Source organism: Candidatus Eremiobacterota bacterium (assembly GCA_031082125.1).
GTDB lineage: Bacteria > Vulcanimicrobiota > CADAWZ01 > CADAWZ01 > Ess09-12 > Ess09-12.
This window is the reverse complement of sequence record JAVHLM010000024.1, coordinates 39,528-56,824: the sequence shown is the minus strand read 5'-3', so window position 1 is coordinate 56,824 and position 17,297 is coordinate 39,528. Positions and strand designations below refer to the sequence as shown.

The 17,297-nt window shown below is 56.9% G+C and carries 10 protein-coding genes; 7 read left to right on the top strand and 3 right to left on the bottom strand.

The window, feature by feature from the left end; all coding sequences use genetic code 11:
• From RDV48_22635 to thrC, 4 genes are all read left to right on the top strand, one after another.
• Entirely contained in the window at positions 1 to 3,546 is a 3,546-nt protein-coding gene (locus RDV48_22635) for a DUF2334 domain-containing protein (protein MDQ7825614.1), read from the top strand.
• Positions 3,533 to 7,288 (top strand): polysaccharide deacetylase family protein, encoded by a 3,756-nt coding sequence (locus RDV48_22630; protein MDQ7825613.1) that lies wholly within the window; start codon positions 3,533 to 3,535, stop codon positions 7,286 to 7,288. The genes RDV48_22635 and RDV48_22630 overlap by 14 nt, the downstream gene beginning before the upstream one ends.
• Entirely contained in the window at positions 7,281 to 8,588 is a 1,308-nt protein-coding gene (locus tag RDV48_22625) for a glycosyltransferase (GenBank protein ID MDQ7825612.1), read from the top strand. The genes RDV48_22630 and RDV48_22625 overlap by 8 nt, the downstream gene beginning before the upstream one ends.
• An 86-nt stretch (positions 8,589 to 8,674) precedes the next feature.
• On the top strand, positions 8,675 to 9,757 hold the full coding sequence (thrC, locus tag RDV48_22620; GenBank protein MDQ7825611.1) for a threonine synthase: 1,083 nt from the start codon (positions 8,675 to 8,677) through the stop codon (positions 9,755 to 9,757).
• A 10-nt stretch (positions 9,758 to 9,767) separates the two neighbouring features.
• Here the strand turns inward: thrC and RDV48_22615 are convergent, their stop codons facing one another.
• Both RDV48_22615 and RDV48_22610 read right to left on the bottom strand, forming a co-directional pair.
• Complete coding sequence (locus RDV48_22615; GenBank protein ID MDQ7825610.1) at positions 9,768 to 10,040, bottom strand: DUF2442 domain-containing protein; 273 nt, start codon at positions 10,038 to 10,040, stop codon at positions 9,768 to 9,770.
• A gap of 13 nt (positions 10,041 to 10,053) precedes the next feature.
• Positions 10,054 to 10,314: a DUF4160 domain-containing protein gene (locus RDV48_22610; protein MDQ7825609.1), complete on the bottom strand. Its 261-nt coding sequence runs from the start codon at positions 10,312 to 10,314 to the stop codon at positions 10,054 to 10,056.
• 112 nt (positions 10,315 to 10,426) lie between these two features.
• Here RDV48_22610 and RDV48_22605 point away from each other — a divergent pair, with 112 nt between their 5' ends.
• The gene (locus tag RDV48_22605) at positions 10,427 to 11,260 is read left to right on the top strand and encodes a hypothetical protein (protein ID MDQ7825608.1); all 834 of its coding nucleotides are present in this window, start codon (positions 10,427 to 10,429) and stop codon (positions 11,258 to 11,260) included.
• 8 nt (positions 11,261 to 11,268) lie between these two features.
• On the opposite strand, the gene RDV48_22600 is transcribed toward RDV48_22605, so the two are convergent.
• Positions 11,269 to 13,335 (bottom strand): CocE/NonD family hydrolase, encoded by a 2,067-nt coding sequence (locus RDV48_22600; protein MDQ7825607.1) that lies wholly within the window; start codon positions 13,333 to 13,335, stop codon positions 11,269 to 11,271.
• Positions 13,336 to 13,850: 515 nt separating this feature from the next.
• On the opposite strand from RDV48_22600, the gene RDV48_22595 reads away from it, so the two are divergent.
• The gene (locus RDV48_22595) at positions 13,851 to 16,232 is read left to right on the top strand and encodes an HNH endonuclease signature motif containing protein (GenBank protein MDQ7825606.1); all 2,382 of its coding nucleotides are present in this window, start codon (positions 13,851 to 13,853) and stop codon (positions 16,230 to 16,232) included.
• Positions 16,233 to 16,359: 127 nt separating this feature from the next.
• Positions 16,360 to 17,295 (top strand): homoserine kinase, encoded by a 936-nt coding sequence (gene thrB / locus RDV48_22590; GenBank protein ID MDQ7825605.1) that lies wholly within the window; start codon positions 16,360 to 16,362, stop codon positions 17,293 to 17,295.
• Positions 17,296 to 17,297: the final 2 nt, after the last annotated feature.

The window sequence follows — 17,297 nt, the reverse complement described above, 5'->3', positions numbered from 1 at the left end:
TTGCTCGCATATCGTCGCACCACCCGCGCTCTTTGCATGATCCTCATCATAGGTGCCGCCCTCTTCCTCATGGGTGCAGCGCCCCGCAAGAAGGCTCTCATAATTGTGGAGCGAGGCTCTCCCGGCAGGATATATGGCATCCACCTCGTGAACCTCCTGGGGCACTTCAATGTCCCTTCCGTGCTGCTGGAAGCCGGGAGCTACCGCAAGGGCACCCTTCAAGGCTATCCCCTGGCATTCCTGGTAAACAGCACAGCCGACAAGGCGCTGCCAGAAGCGCTGCTCGACGACTGCGCCTCTTACAGGGGAAAGTTTTTCTGGATTGGCGAGGGGCTCGCCTCTTTCAACTCGCGGGAGGGGGTGAAAAAGATCATTGAGCCTCTGGGCAGAATGGAGGGGACCATCTCGGTCTCGTACAGGGGAGCAACCCTCACCAGAGGACTGTCCTCCCTCGGCACCGTGAGGTGCGCTCCCGGAGTGAAAGTCCATGCCTGGGCTTCCCTTCCCTCCGGCGAGAGAAGCCCTTATATCGTGAGCAGCGGCTCATTCTGGCATATCCCCGATATCCCCTTCCCCTTTGACGATGGGCCGCAGTGCGCCCTTGCCTTCTGTGACTGCCTCCATGACTTCCTGGAAATCCCCCATGGAGAAAAGCACTATGCCGTGATAAGAATAGAGGATGTAAACCCCTTGACCGATCCTGAAGCGATAATAAAAATCACCGATCTCCTCTCGTTGCTCCATGCCCCTTTTCTCGTTCCCGTCGTGCCTGTCTACCGGAGCGGTGATAAAAAAAATGATATCACCCTCTCACAGAAGCCGGCCCTCATAAAGGCCCTCCAATACGCCACCCGCCACGGAGGCACCATTGTCCTCCACGGCTTCACGCACCAGTACAGGGGAGCTTCCACCATCGACTGTGAATTCTGGGACACGGAGAAAAACAGGCCGCTCATCGAAGATTCCGTTCTTTACGTCGAGGAGAGGATTGAGCAGAGCCTCGATGAGTGCTTTCGCAACGGCATCTATCCCCTTCTGTGGGAAACGCCGCATCTACTGGCCTCATCACTTGACTACCGCGTCATTGCCAGGCATTTTTCCACGGCGAGCGAGAGGAAAATCTTCCTTGACACTTACCACTCGCGGCAGTCATTCCCTTTCCTGATAGAAAAGGATTACTACGGGCAGCAGGTGATTCCTGAGTACCTGGGTTATGTCCCTTACCTCGTCAAGGACGGCTCGATAGACCTTGCCGGCGAGCGGCAGTATGTGAATGCCATGCTCGACACGGCAAAGAGCCTCAAGTGCATCCGTGACGGCTGTGCCGGGTTCTTTTTTCACCCCTTCATGGATCTCTCGCTCCTGAGGGAGCTAGTTCTGGGCCTGCAAGGGCTGGGGTACGTCTTCCTGGAGGTGAGGAACCTTCCCAACGCCGTGCTCTCCGGCGACAAGGCCGTGGTCTCGGGGTCACGCCAGGTGACCCTCACTCTCGAGGGGGAATTCCTCTCAGAGTCCTTCATTGACCCTTCCGGTACGGTCCGGAAATGCCGCAGGGGAAGTGAAAAGCTCTTCGGGAAAGTGATGAGGAAAATCTCCCTTCCCCCTGGATGGATGTATGTGGCCGAAGGCGTGGAAGGCAGGGAGAAGGCGACCTGCGCCCTCTTATGGGATGAAAAAGCCCGGGGAAGAGGGCAGAAAGACCAGGAAGCCTTTTATCATTCCATGGAAAGCCTGGGGATAAAGGCCGAAAAGATTTCATGGCAGGACAGGATGCCTTCCCGGAAGATTCTGATAATTCCTTACGAGGCCGCTGCCAGGGCCCCGCTCACGAAGGCCATGGAGCTCAAGTCCTTCGTGGAAAAAGGAGGAGTGGTGGTCACCGACGGCTTCACCGCTCTCTCTGGGGCCCTGGGCTTCGAAAAGAGCGGTAAAAAAGAGGTTCCTTCCCTGAAGGACGTAATGAATCAGCTCGAGCTCTTTACTGACGGGAAAATGGAGACCGTGATGCCTTTCCCGGGTGATCTCCCCATGTATGTATCGCCCGACGGGGCCTGTGTGGGACTTGTCAGGAAAATGAAAAGGGGCGGCATCGTGTTTCTCTCGACGGAGTATGATCCTGCGGGGGGGAGAGGCTACAACCGCTTTCCCACGCTTGTGAACAATATCCTCTCGGCTTTCAGCCTTGCCCCCCCCGTATTTGTGCCCAGAATAGAGGCCTATTTTGACCCGGGCCTCCGCCAGGATATCAGCATCGAAGAGCTGGCGAAAAGGTGGAGAGAGATCGGCATAAGAGCCATCCATGTAGGGGCATGGCACATGTACCCTTCCTATACCTACGATTACAAGCGCCTTATCGATGAATGCCACCGCAGAGGCATCACCGTCTATGCCTGGCTGGAGCTCCCCTATCTTTCCAAGGACTTCTGGGAGAGGCATCCAGAGTTCAGAGAGAAGAATTACAAGGATGGCGACGTGCAGAACTTCTGGCGCTATCCTCTTGCCCTTGAGGATCCTGCCTGCCGCAAGGCGGTCCTCGAGGAGTTGGCCACGTTCTTCGGGCGGTATGACTTCGACGGCGTGAATCTCGCCGAGCTTTACTTTGAAAACGAAGGAGAAGGCCCGAGCAAGCCCGAGACGGTCTCGCCTTTCCACCGGTGGGCCCGCGAAGACTTCAGCACACAGTACGGCTATGACTCAGCAGATATCTTTACGGAATGCAAGGAGCACTATTGGAAAAGCAGGCCCCAGTCCCTCAAGGACTTCTCCGAATACAGGGCCCGGCTCATTTACAAGCTTCACGGCGATTTCATAAGCTTCCTGGATACCGTCAGAAAAGGGAAAAAAGACTTCGACATCGTCATCACCGTCGTGGACAGCCTCACATACCCCCGGGCAGTGGAAAACTGGGGCGTTGACGCGGCAAAAATAGCCTTGTACATGGAGAGGACCCCTTTTACCCTCATGGTGGAAGACCCTTATACCATGTGGAATCTTGGCCCCGAGCGCTATGAGCGTATCAAGAAGGCATACCTGAACAAGGGGGTTCCCTGGTACAGGCTCGCCCTTAACCTTAACGTGGTGGATTTTCACGAAAAGAAGGACGGGTTTGCCTGTCCGCGGCAGACAGGCTCGGAGCTTTTCCAGATGCTGCGAGCTGCGTCACGAAAGGGCCACAGGGTGATCCTCTATGCCGAGTCAACTCTCTATCCCCACGACACTTCCCTCTTAGGGTTCGTGATGGAGGCGCCGGGCAAGGCTCTTCTCCTTGATCCTGAGGCGCCGGGCGACGGCTTTGCACCCCGCTGGATAAACGGGGAGCTTTACGGATTGAGAAATACGGGAAAGGAGCTCTCCCTCTCCTATGAAGCACCGGCCACATGCTATGTGGCACTGCCGGAGAAACCCGGCGAGATAGTCATCGATGGGAAAAAACAGCAATGCCCTCTGATAGAGGGAGAAAAAGAATGGATTCTCTGCCTCCCCTCGGGAACCCATAAAGCAGTCATCAGAAAGAGCCCGCAGGGAGCCTGCAATGAACACCGGTGAGCATCATTTTTTCACAGGGCGCCTTCTATGCACCGTCACGGCAACGCTGCTCGCCCTTAGCCTGCTTCTGGCAGCCCCCCTTGGCGCAGCCCCTAAAAAGGGAGCCCTCATCCTCTTCGATGACAGCAAGGGAGACGTGGTTTCAAGAGCCGGCGCCGTGGAGGTGGCAAACCTGCTTGGACACTTCAGGATGCCCACGTACATTGAGCCCGTCTCCTTCTATGAAAAAGGCGACCTGGCGAAATATTCCTGCGCCTTTTTCGCGGGATGCCAGAAAGAGTACTCGCTTCCCGCGGGCCTCCTCGATGAGATTCTCGCCTACAATGGCTCATTCTTCTGGATAGGGAACCATATTGAGCAGCTCCTTGCGAGGGACAGCGAGAAAAAGCTCGATCTCTGCTTTGAGGGAAGATCAGACAAGGTGAACCTGGTGGAGTACAGGGGGACGCTGCTTGACAAACCCCTTCTTCCGCCCCTCAATATCCTGAAGCAGGGAAAAAAGGTCAAGGTGAGCGCCTGGGGATTTTCGGCGCCGGGTGAGAAGCACCCCTATATCCTCAGGAACGGGTCGTTCTGGTATATCGCCGATATCCCCTTCTCCTATGTCTCTGAGGGCGACCGCTACCTTGCCTTCTGCGACACACTCCACGACTTCCTGGGCACACCCCACGGGGAAAAGCACCAGGCCGCCGTCCGTATTGAAGATGTGAACCCCACCTCTGATCCCGAGAGGATAAAAGAGATCGCCGACATGCTCTCCCAGGAGAAAATCCCCTTCATTATCTCGCTGGTGCCCCTCTTCATCGATCCCGACACAGGCCATGAGATCCCCCTCACGAACCGCCTGCGCCTTGTGAGAGCCCTCCGCTACGCGGCAACCCGCGGCGGCTCCATGGCGCTCCACGGATGCACCCACCAGTATAAGGGGAAAACAGCCATAGACTCCGAATTCTGGGACGGGAACAGGGGAACGCCCGTGGAGGAGGACTCGACGGCCTTCGTGGAAAAACGCCTTACCCGGGCCCTCAACGAGTGCTTTACCTGCAACCTCTACCCCCTCCTGTGGGAGACGCCCCAGTATGTCGCCTCAACGGTGGACTACGGCATTATCGCCCGGCACTTCTCGACAGTGATGGAGCGGAGAATGTTCTTCAACCAGTATTCCCTCAACCAGTCCTTTCCTTTCCTCATTGAGAAAGACTTCTACGGCCAGCGCATAGTCCCTGAATACCTTGGCTATATTCCCTTCCTCACCAAGGAAGGCAAAGAGGATATTGAAGGCGAGCTCGGTCATGTAAAAGAGCTGCTTGAGATCGCCAGGAAAATGAAATGCCTCCGCGACGGAGTGGCGGGCTTCTTCTTCCACCCCTTTGTCGATTCCTCGGTGCTGAAAGAGCTTGTCAGGGGACTCGCCAGGCTGGGATATACTTTTCTTGATGTGCGGGATCTCAACAACACCGTCACTTTCCAGGACAAGGCCATCGTGTCGGGGCGTGGCGAGGTGCGCCTCACCGTCAAGGGAAAATTCCTCAAGGAGAATTTCTTCGACGAAAACGGGAGGCTCAGGAAAGAGAAAGTCACCAGGGGCAAGGTGACCGCCACGGTGAAAAGGTCCATTGCCTGCCGTCCCCGGTGGATTTATGCGGCGGAAGGCATCGATGACCGGCCGGGGGGAAGGATGAAGGGCTTCGTGACGGAGATTGCGCACCGCTTCACGCCCCGCCACAACGGGGAAAAGAGAACCGTGAAGGCCGCCATGCTCTGGAACGACAAAGTCTCAAGGGAAGCGCTGAGCGATCAGCAGGCATTCCTGGAGTCCCTTGAAGCCCTGGGAATCACTCCCCGTAAAGTGAGCGCCCTCTCATCGCTCCATGACGAGAACCTCGTGGTGATTCCCTCGGGGAGCGCGCCGCAGGCCGATCTCCAGGCCCTTTCCAAGACCTTCTTCGAGAGAGGGGGTATCTTGGTGCTGGACGGGATGAGCGAGCTCTCGCGCGCCCTGTGCTTCTCAAGGGCCGGCAAGGTGGAGGTGAAGGGGGTGAAAGATGTCTACAACGGCCTGGAGTTCTTTACTGCGGGAGCGATGGACATTGTGGCTCCCCGGGAAGATGACAAGGTGATTTACCAGAGCATTGACGGCTTTCCTCTCGGCGTCGTGAGGAAGGAGAAGGAGGGGGGAATATGCTTCCTCTCGACGCTCTATGATCCTGTCGCCGGAAAGGGCTACAACCGCTTCCCCACCCTCATTCCCATCGTCCTCGACCATTTCAGCCTTCTCCCCCCTTCAGCGGTTCCCCGCCTCGAAGCATTTTTTGACCCGGGGTTCAGGCAGAACATGAGCGTGGAAGTGCTTGCCCAGAGGTGGAGAAGGCTGGGGATCCGCGCCATCCACGCGGCAGCATGGCACTTTTACCCTTCGTACAAGTTCGACTACCGCCGCCTCATCGGCGTGTGCCACAAGTCCGGCATTGCCGTTTACGCGTGGCTTGAGCTCCCCTACCATACGCCGGAGTTCTGGGAGCGCCACAGGGGATTCCGGGAAAAGAACTATCTCGGTCGCGATCTGAAGGGGGCCTGGAGGCTTCCTGTGGCTCTTGAGGACAAAACCTGCATGGACCTGGTCAAGGAGGATCTCAAGCGCCTTTTCACTGACTATGACTTCGACGGGGTAAATCTTGCCGAAATCTATCTGGAAGGCGAGGGGCCAGGGAAGCCCGAGATGATGGCGCCTTTCCACCCCTCGGCACAGAAGGCCTTCAAGAGTGCATGGAAATTTGACATGAGGGAGCTTTTCAACGACCGCTCACCCCACTATTGGGGAAAAAACCCGAAATCCATGGAAGCCTTCTACCAGTTCCGCGAGGACCTCGTGACGGCCCTCCACAGGGATATGCTCATTTTTTTAAACGAAATAAAGGAGAAAAAGGGTGACTTTGACATCGTGGTGACTGTCGTGGACAGCATCAAGACCCCTGTGATCAGAAACCTGTGGGGAGTCAATGCCCGGAGGATCATTCCTCTTATGGAGGAGTATCCTTTCACCCTCTCGGTGGAAGATCCGCAGATCATGTGGAACAGGCCTCCCGACCGTTACCGCGACCTGTGCAAGGCTTACCTTGATGCCGGAGTCCCCTTTGACAGGCTCGCCATGGACCTGAACATAGTCGATGTGCATACCCAGAAAGACGGCTTTGCCTGCAGGCGGCAGACAGGCGCAGAGCTCTTCTCGATACTCCGCAACGCATCACAGGGAGGCCTCAGGGTGGTAGCCTATGCCGAATCTTCTATTCCCGAGGGCGACATGCCCTTCTGCCAGTATGCCCTCTCGGCCCCCGAAGGCGCCGTATTTCCTTCGCCCTCAAAAGATCTCATCGAGCCCATCAAGATAAAATGGGCAAGCGGCGACCTCCTCATGATTGACGAGCGGGGAGGGGAGGCGTTCATCGATTACATGAGCCCCACGAGGTGTTATATAGCTCTCAACAAGGAGCCCCGGAGCATCTGGGTCGATGACACAAGGCACGATGAAGTCCCCCTGATGGGGACGGGGGAATACATCGTGGCCCTTCCCACGGGGTCCCGGAAAGTGAAGATTGTCGGCGAGGGCCGTATCTCTTTTGACGTGGAGGTAATCTCCTACCACGAGGCGCGCTTCATTGTCCTGTTTGGCTCTGCTGCCTGCGGGATCCTCCTTGTCCTTTACCTTTACCACCGTGTCGGAAGGAGAAGACAAGGTGTTTGATCTCGTGATTGAATCACTATTTACCCTCTCCGTAGGGCTCATATGGTTCATGATAGCCTATCAGCTCCTCCTCTCCTTCACGGGGTATCTTTATGCACTGACGGCAAGGAAGGACCGCGAGAAAATCGACAGGCTCCACAGGGAAGGGAAATTTACTTATCCCTTTATCTCGATCATGGTGCCTGCCCACAACGAGGAGAAAGTCATAGAGAAGACCGTGAGAGATATCCTGGCACTCGACTATCCCGCGGACAAAATGGAGCTCCTTGTGATAAACGACTCATCGACAGACAGGACAGGGGAGCTCCTGGAAAAGCTCCGTGAGAGCGAGCCGCGCCTCAGGATCCTCCACACCACTCCCGACATCGGCGGCAGAGGAAAATCAAGGGCCCTCAACCTGGGGATGAAGGAGGTGAAGGGCGATCTGATCGCCATATATGACGCCGACAACAGGCCTGAGAAAAATGCCCTCCGCTACCTGGCGGCCACCATGGAGCTCCGTCCCGGGCTGGGGGCGGCCCTCGGGATGTTTCGCTGCATCAACAGGGGCGCGAACCTCCTCACGCGGTTCATCAACATAGAGGGAATCGGCTTCCAGTGGATTGTCCAGGCAGGGCGCTGGAAGCTCATGCGCCTCTCGACGCTCCCGGGCACCAACTTCGTCGTGCGCCGGGAGCTGATGGAAGAGCTGGGCGGATGGGATGAAGATGCCCTCACGGAAGACTCGGAGCTTTCAATCCGGATCTACCAGAAAGGGATGCGCATCGCCTTCATTCCCTATTCGGTGACCTGGGAGCAGGAGCCCCAGTCGATGAAAATATGGTACAAGCAGAGAAGAAGGTGGGTGCGGGGAAACAACTACGTCCTCTGGAAGTTCCTGAAGGAGCTGCCGCGCTTCCGCTCAAAGGCCCTGGCTCTCGAGCTACTCTACACCCTCTCGCTCTATTACATATTCCTGCTTGCGGTCATTTTCTCCGATCTGGTCTTCATTCTCGGCGTCACAGGGATATGGAACATCAGCCTCCTGGGGCCCTTCTCCCTGGTATGGGCCCTGGGGTATCTCCTCTTTATCCTGGAAGTCTTTCTCACGCTCTCCTTCGAGGGTGAGGACTCGCTGAGCCACCTTTTCCTCATAGCCCTCTCTTACTTCACTTATTGCCAGGCCTGGATCGTGGTGGTCATATCGGCAATATGGCAGGACATCACAGGCGTCAAGCGCACATGGATCAAGACAGAAAGGGTTTCAGAGAATCAGGAGGCCGGTGAGGAAGATAAGCGGCATAAAGCAGCGAATAGATAAAAAGGGCCCAATCGTCAGGCAGGAGCCCGGTGCCCGGATAAGGCAGGACATACCCCATGGCAGGCTCCCGAGAAAGGAAAGAATCAATGAAATCTGATACCACGCATGCTCTTTCTTCCCCATACCGCGGCGTCATTGACCGCTACCGGCAATTTCTCCCCGTGAGCGAGAAGACTCCCGTCATTACTCTGAGAGAGGGGAATACCCCCCTGATCAGGGCTTTCTCCCTGGAAAAGCTCATCGCGGGATCAAGGGTGTACCTGAAATACGAGGGCCTCAATCCCACGGGAAGCTTCAAGGACAGGGGGATGACGCTGGCGATCAGCAAGGCCGTCGAGGCGGGCCACAAGGCCGTCATCTGCGCCTCAACGGGAAACACTTCAGCCTCAGCGGCGGCCTATGCCTCAAGGGCATCTATCGTATGCGCCGTGCTGATCCCTGACAATGCCATAGCGCTGGGCAAGCTCGCCCAGGCGCTCATTTACGGAGCAAAGGTTATTGCCCTCAAGGGGAACTTTGACCAGGCTCTCTCTCTTGTAAAGGAAATCTCTTCAAAATATCCCTACACCCTGGTGAACTCCCTCAACGAGCACCGCATCGAGGGCCAGAAAACATCTGCCTTCGAGATATGCGACGAACTCGGTGACGCTCCCGACTACCTCTTCATTCCCGTGGGCAATGCAGGGAATATCACCGCTTACTGGCGGGGATTCCGTGAATATCACTCAAAAGGCCACAGCACCAGGCTCCCCAGAATGATGGGATTCCAGGCCGAAGGCGCCGCACCCATCGTGCGGGGCCACGTGGTGGAGAAGCCGGAGACAAGGGCCACCGCCATACGCATAGGCAACCCCGCACGGTGGGAGGAAGCGGCGGCGGCAGGGAAAGACTCCGGCGGCGTGATTGACATGGTGAGCGAGAAGGAGATCTTTGACGCTTACAAGCTCCTCGCCACTTCCGAGGGAGTCTTTGTCGAGCCCGCATCGGCGGCCTCGGTGGCAGGGCTTCTCCGGTACGCCCGCGAAGGGAAGATCCCGGAAGGAAGCACCATTGTCTGCGTGAACACGGGCCACGGCCTCAAGGATCCCGATGCCGCGATAAAGGAGAGCGCGGCGCCCGCGGTGTGCCCCGATAGCTTAGAGAAGGTCCTGGAGGCCCTGGCGAAGTAGCAGGCTGCCATCAGGCAGATGCTTTTTTCTTTGCTGATTTTAATTCCGTCCCATCCTTATAAAGCGTATCGGGACAGATATCCACGCCATTCGGCCATTCTATCGTCCTGGATTCAGGATTCACAGAGACCCTTTTGAAATACTCGATATCCCTGAGAGGGGTAAATACTCCGCCCTTCTCAATACACCGCATCATATCAAAGACTTTCTCACTGCCATCAGTAAACGAGATGAGCAGTTTGTACTCCTTGAGATATTTGACTTTTCTCACTCTTGTGAGCATCAGTGCCTCCCTGCTATTTGAGCGGCGGAATGCTTTTCAGCGGCTGACTGTTCATTGCGAGCTGCCAGCTCTCCATAAGGGCTTCACGATACTGTATCGCCCATTCCAGAGTCATTAAGAGCGCTCTCTTAGAAATTCTGCCCTCAAGAATTCTCAGCTCAGATATTGAAATCATGGCTTCCTGTTTTCCATAAATTGCATGAAAGTGAGGGGGATTGTGATCCTCGTAAAACATTCTTATCACTATCCCGTAAAATCTGCTTATTTCCGGCATTGAAGGATCTGCCCTCTCTCCTTGCTATTATAACCTTTTGCACGCCCTGATGCAATAATCATAATCCATGATATAATAAATGTATCACTCTTCAGCCGGAAGGAGAGCCCCCATGAGATACTGGATTTTCTGCCTGTGCCTTGCTTTTTCCCTCCTGATGCCATGCTTCTCCCTGCCCTTATACTCAGAAGAGACACAGAAAAGTGCTGCCGCTCACATCGAATCCATCCCCGACGGGAAAATCATCGCTCCCGACAAAAGCATGATTGATGCCTTCAGGATCTCCCTCAAGGGTGCCGACGGGATCAAGTTCGGCGACACCTTTACGATCATGCGGGGCGATAAGGTCATCGCCGAAGCCTACCTCGTGTCAACTGATTCCCGGAACTGCGTCATATCCATAAAAGGCACCCCTTCCGGGGAGGTTCAGCCGGGCGACGTGGTGCGCTTCGTGAGGCACAAGAAGGAGCTCCCCCGCGAGGTGCTCTCCCACGTCACCTACCTGGGCCTTTTCAAGAACGTCGAGGGGAAGTCGAACATGGTGTGCTGCTCAAAGTGCGGCCTCCAGATCGAGCGGTCCTTCCTGAGCAACTTCAACGAAACCGACCATTATGCCGTCTGTCAGGGCAAGACCCATGAGTTCTACTGCAGGAGCACCACTGCAAAAAGCTCAGGCTCATCCTCACAGGGCCAGTCAACGCAGCAGGGCAGCGCCACGACTAACCGCAATGCCCAGGAAGTGCTCAAGGCGCCGGAAAACTGGACCGAGAAGGTGAGCACGACAAAATACGAGGACTGGGGAAAGACGGTGAAGACCTCCACCCTTCCCACGATAGGAGGATGCGGCGGCCCGCCGGTCGTGTCGGGCTACGGCACTTCGGGCGGCAAGGAGATAAAGATGCAGATAATCCAGGGAAGCAACTGCATCAAGGTGGTCTCGCCGTAAGGCAGTCTTCACTGGAACATGCGGGGGATTGACTCCTTCCAGGTCTTCTCCCTTTTCAGCTCGCCATTCTCAGATATCCTTCGGGTGAAGGTGATTAAAAAAGAGCGCTCATCGGAGCTTACATCGATGAAGGTGCTCACGGAAAGTCTTCGATTACCCGTGAGAAGCTTTACGTCGCTTTCGGCCTCGCCGTGGAAGCTTGAATCTGCAGGGTTTCGCTCATTGGTACTGTATATCGTTTTCACCAGGGTAGAGTAAGTATTGCCTTCATGCTCCAGAGCCCTCTCTCCTTCAAATTCAATGGCGATCTCGGAGGTTTCAAGATTATCAATGACTTTGTGGCTCTTAGGCCATTTTGCGGGGAGATATTTGCTGAAGGGCATCTCTTCCCGTGGCTGAGGGCTCTTGAAGGACAGTCCCTTATGGGCATTTCCCGATGTCACCGGCAGGTCGATGCTTGTCGCTCCGCTTCCCATGACGAGGCAGGTTGTCATGGGGTAAGGGGTGGGCCATATCATGGGAAACTGGGCATTGGTGACGGCCACGCGAATCCGGTGCCCCGGCCTGAAAGTCCACGTGGTAAAGTGCAGAGGCAGATTTATATCATAGGTTTTATCCCGCTCAAGATACCCGGGGCTCACTCTTGACTTGATCTGTGACCCGTTCTGCACGGCTCCCGTCACAAGCGCCACGCGGCCATCAGGAAATATGTCTTCAAGCCTCACCACCCAATGGGCAAGCTTCGCAGATGAGGAGACACGCAGATGAGCCTGCGGGATCCCGATTATTTCAATATCTTTTGCAAGCACTTCGCTGTCATACACAAGCGCAGCGCCGTCATCGCGGCTCATATCTCCCGTAGCTTCACCCCACCAGTAGCCGCAGGCCGTGCCCGCCCCCGGCCTGTAGGAAAGCCTGTGAACCATCTTTTTCTCCGGCGCCGCTCTAAGAGTGTGAGAACCATTCAGGTAAAGTCTTTTCCATCGCACTTCTGAAAGAGGATACCGCTCCGCCACCCAGCTTCCCTTTGCACTTTCGAGTTTTTCATCGGGAGGATCTCCATGCCTCACGTACACTGCAAGGGGCGAGAGTGGGGATGCGAGTTCTTTCCCTTCCCCGAGGAGGCTCTTCCACCATTGCACTGCTTCATCACGCCACTCGATAACGGGGCCCGGAACCCCATCATCGGGCCAGGCATGGTTCCACGGGCCGAGGAGTGCTCTCATGGGAACTGTGCAGTGGGTAAGCATCCGGGGAATACTGTCGCGGTATCCGTCGGCAAGGCCCCCGATGAGAAATGCGGGGACAGCGAGCTTTTGATACTGCCACCGGAGAGAATTCCGCCGCCAGAAAGGGCCGTCGGTCTGGTTCTTTTTGTAGGTGAGAAACCACGGATACCGCTCGAACCTGTCACGGAAATAGTCTTCGTCAACAGGATAGAGGGGAGACCGGGGAAGGATCAGGTCATTCTCTATGGAAAGCTCGTACTCGTCGATATGAAAAATCCCGTCGATATAGTGCACGTCATCGTGATAGAGATCATCGGAGGCATCGGCAGCGAGAATGGCCTTCAGGGCCGGGGGCCTGCGCATCGCAACCTGGATGGCATTGAAGCCGCTCCATGAGATGCCCCACATACCCACCCTGCCATTTGACCATGGCTTCTTTGAAAGTCTGTCAATCAGCTCGACGGCATCGTCGAGTTCCTGGTCGGAATACTCTTTTTCCGGGATGGCGCCGTCGGAGGAACCCGTCCCCCTCACATCGGCCTTCGCCATCACAATACCGCGCCTGGCGAAATAGGCGTAGAGCGAGAAATCTCTCATGGCAAAAATGTCGTCCTTGCGATAAGGGAGCAGCTCGAACACCACGGGAAAGCGCTCTCCCGGCCCGGCTGCCCTGGGGAGATAGTACGTCATCGCGATTCCCGTGCCGTCCTTCATCACCATCTTTTCCTTCTCAATGGAGAAGTCGCAGAGTTTTTCCTCCGGGTACGAGGGAGAGGCACCGGAGAGGATAATCGCAAGGACAATGAGTGGGAGCGCATATTTTACGGTATTTACACAATTTTTCATAGAGACTTCTCCCGTGTTCTCTTCAGGACTCTCAGGCAGCCTGGCGCACCCCTGCCGGTGGGCAGGGCTCTCGTAAAGGCTCCCGTTGGGGAATGAAAGTTCTGCGCATGAGGAGATTATAGCAGATAGTTCCTGGTGGGCGCAATTCTGTGGCTCCCCTTTTCTGAATTCAATGTCACGGGGAGAGAAAGCATTACATTCCGCCACCAGGAGCTAAGATCCGGAATGAGAGCCTGGGGGCGTGTTCCCGGGGAATTGAAGCAGCTCCTTCGGAGGCACCTATAAAAAAAAGATATATCGCCTTCCCCCGCTGACCAGAGGGCTGAAGAATGGACGCATGAGGGGCTCATCGCACAGATAACAGCCATTCAATAGCCTCAGGGTCATTTTTGACCTCTTCAACCCTATCAGGCCATCTGGAAGGCATCTGGCGACGTCCTTTTATCGTTGCGGTGAATGGGTTTTTGAGGGGTAGCCTGTTTGATATTTCATAATCGATATGATATCATATAACTATGGATACACATGAGACCCACTCAATCTCCGATATGTTCCTCCCCGATGAAGAAGAGCTTCTTCACCTCGGTGATCCATTGTATTGCCATGATTACGAGGACATGCTCCTCCTCCCGGAGCCTTATGAGCTTCCCGCCGAGGCCCGTGACAGGGCGAAGCGCATGGTGAAGATCACCGGGGAAGGCCTTCTCACCGAGGCGGAAAAGCTCACCGAGGAACTCGCCTGGGGGCCCCCGCTCATCGACAGGGATAACCGGGCCTCACGGCTGGATTTCACCCTCTGCCAGGCAGTCAGAGGCCGACTCGCCCTTGACTTGGTTCTGGGCGGCTTTCTTGTCACTCTCAAAACGAAAGGAGTTGATCGTTTGGGCTACCGCTCCATGGCGACCTTTGCCGTGGAGCATCTCTCGATGTCGGGCCGCACGGCATCAGAGCTGATGCACAATTTCCAGCTTCTCGAGGCCCTTCCCCTCACCAGAGAGGCGTACCTGCAGGGGAAAATCGCGAAGAGCGCACTCAGGCACCTCTCGAGGGTGGCCACACCAGAGAACGAGGCCGGAGTGCTTGCCAGGGCTCAGAAGCTCTCAGTGGGCGGCTTTGAGAGGGAGGTAAGGAAGATCCTTGCAGAAAGGGAGCGCGATGAAGGCACAGGCTCTGCTGCTGATGAGCAGGGTAATGAGGGAGTGATGATGCATTTCCGCGTATCACCGACGCTTGCCCTCACCTGGGACTTCGCCCTCTCCATGTTCCGGGACAGGGAGCACTATGAAGGGCCTGTTGCAGGCTTCATCGAGGCCCTCCTCGCCAACTGGACGGCCTCGGGAAAGTGCGCTCATGGTCCTGCGCCCCTCGATGAGGAGGGAAGCCTCCCGGTATTTTACAGGGGCAGGGAGGCCGGGAAGGGCTCCATTCCCGTAACGGAGGCCGTCAAAGGCGATGCTCAGGGAGAGGCCTTTTCGGAAGGCACAGGGGATGACACTCCTGAGGCAGAGAGCTCACCGTGGGAGATGCCCTGGGATATCTTTTTCCCCTCGTGGCTGGAGGAGACCCGGCGGGGCGGGGAGCCCGGCAGCTGTTCCGTCAAGGCCGTCGCAGGGAGGCTCATCAGGGCCGCCGTGATGCGCCAGAGGCTTGAAGTCGCCACTGGAATGCTGCTGCGGGCAATGCACGCCAGGCAGCTCTTCACCCGCTTCGGCTTTGAATCAATCGAGGAATATGCACAGACACGGTGCGGCCTTTCAAAAGCGCAGGCCCGCCAGTTTATCATGGTAGCCAATGGATTCCGCCGCCACTCCCTCACCGAAAAGGCCTTCAGGAGCCGCACCATCACGAGGGAGCAGGCAAGGCTCATCCTCCCCCTGGTGAACGGGAAAAACGAGGAGGCCTGGATAGAATATGCCGCGTCTGTCCCTACGGCGGACCTCAGGGAAGAGGCGGGGCGCATCGCCCGGATCATCGAGTATGACAGCTTCGCCGCGGTGAGCTATACCCTCCTCCCCGGCTTCCGCTATCTCAGTGATGAGCGGTATCATGAGCTTCCCTTCGAGGTGCGGGACAGCATCAGGACCGGGTCCTGGTACGGCGGCCCCTCGGCGGTCTCAGCGTGGCCTCTTTCCGAGGATGACGAAGCTTCCCTGGAGAGCCGCGACAGGCGCTTCGACGAGCCCTGGAACCATTTCAGCGATGTTGACGAAATGCTCACCGCTGAGGCCGCCATGAAAGTTGAAAAAAATTCCGTGCTGTGTGCGAGCCTGGAGGAGGCCCGGCAGATCTGCACCCTTCCCGAGGGTGAAAATCCCGAAGAGACCTTCCTTGTGGACATCCTCCAGGGAGAAGGCGCCTCCGGGAGGCCATCACTCACCATGGCAATCAGGTTTTATCTCCCTGAAGAGCTTTATCAACTCTGGAACACTGCCGCCAGGGCTTTTCTATGCCTCACCATGCAGGCAGAGGCCGTCGGAGCAGAGGGTAAAGAGCCGGTTACCTTGCATCCCTCCTATGCCCTGATTCCCCCGGAAGAACAATTCCTTGCCGCCCTCATGGCGGACTACCTCTCCACCGAGGGCGAATTCCAGAAGGCTGCCCATCACCACAGGATCCTGAAGCGCGACCGATTCCGCTGCCAGTCACCCGGTTGTCGCTGCCGCAGGCACCTCCACGTGCACCATATCATCAGGCGCTCCCAGGGCGGCACCGATGACCCCTGGAACCTCATCACCCTCTGCGAGGCCTGCCATCTCCACCTGCTCCACGGCCTGCGGACTCTCACCATAAGGGGGAAAGCTCCCCACCGCCTCACCGTCGCCTTCGGCTCGCAGTCAGACGGTGAGCCATTCCTCATGTATGAAGAGGGGGTAAGGAAGCCTCGTCCAATGAGATGAGAGCGCCCCTCAGCTTGCCGCAACATGGTGTGATGCCATGCCCCCCTCACAGGCCCGGGGCCCGCTCCCGGAGGAAGATATCGGCAAGAAAGGATTTCGGTGAGCTTTCCATAGAATATCACTGCTTATGTGTAAAGACTCCCCTTTCACCGTCAGGGTTCCCGCCACTTCGGCAAATATCGGGCCGGGCTTCGATGTCCTCGGCATCGCCCTTGCCATGTACAATACCTGTACTGTCTGCCCGGGAGGCACGAAGCTCACCATTACGGTGGAAGGCGAAGGGGGAGACGGAGAAATTCCCGCCGATGAGCAGAACCTCCTCTACAGGGCCCTCTCGAGGGGGATGAGCCTGGCCGGCAAGGAGGTTCCACCCCTCGCCATAAGGCAGCACAACGTCATTCCCGCCTCAAGGGGCCTGGGCTCTTCCGCCTCTGCAGTGGTCGCAGGGCTTCTTGCCGCGCAGAGACTCTCAGGGGGGACACTCACCCCGGAAGCCCTCACAGGGCTTGCCGTCGAAATGGAAGGCCACCCCGACAACGTCCTTGCGGCCCTTCGCGGCGGCGTGGTCATCGCAAGGAGATCGGGGGACTCCTCCGTACCGCTCTCCGTCCCGCTGGGGGCGCCTCTGGAGGTGGCCCTTGCCATCCCCGATATCAAGATAAGCACCAGCGCCGCCAGGGAAGTCCTCCCTCAGGCATATTCCCTCACTGATGTGGTGACCTCGCTCCAGAGCGTCTCTCTCCTCATATACTCCCTCATCACGGGAGAGCATGCCTATCTGCGTGACGCGATGACCGACAGGATCCACGAGCCCTACCGGGCACCCCTTATCAGGGGATTCAGGGAAGCCGTCGATGCTGCCCTGGCCTGCGGCGCCCTCGGCGCCTGCCTCTCAGGCTCCGGCTCCACGGTCCTGGCTTTCTGCAGGGGCAGCAGCGAAGCCGTCGCCGAGGCCATGGCCTCGGAGTTCAGGAAGAAAGGCATCTCCTGCAGGGCCTGCGTCACCTCCATCACGGCAGAGGGCGCCCGCATCATTGAGCAGGAAGGCCCCCAGGCTCAATAGAC

Coding starts and splice junctions, on each gene's coding strand:
- RDV48_22610 (MDQ7825609.1), bottom strand. CDS start 10,314: ATGCCGGAAATAAGCAGATTTTACGGGATAGTGATAAGAATGTTTTAC.
- thrC (MDQ7825611.1), top strand. CDS start 8,675: ATGAAATCTGATACCACGCATGCTCTTTCTTCCCCATACCGCGGCGTC.
- RDV48_22600 (MDQ7825607.1), bottom strand. CDS start 13,335: ATGAAAAATTGTGTAAATACCGTAAAATATGCGCTCCCACTCATTGTC.
- thrB (MDQ7825605.1), top strand. CDS start 16,360: ATGTGTAAAGACTCCCCTTTCACCGTCAGGGTTCCCGCCACTTCGGCA.
- RDV48_22630 (MDQ7825613.1), top strand. CDS start 3,533: ATGAACACCGGTGAGCATCATTTTTTCACAGGGCGCCTTCTATGCACC.
- RDV48_22605 (MDQ7825608.1), top strand. CDS start 10,427: ATGAGATACTGGATTTTCTGCCTGTGCCTTGCTTTTTCCCTCCTGATG.
- RDV48_22595 (MDQ7825606.1), top strand. CDS start 13,851: ATGGATACACATGAGACCCACTCAATCTCCGATATGTTCCTCCCCGAT.
- RDV48_22615 (MDQ7825610.1), bottom strand. CDS start 10,040: ATGCTCACAAGAGTGAGAAAAGTCAAATATCTCAAGGAGTACAAACTG.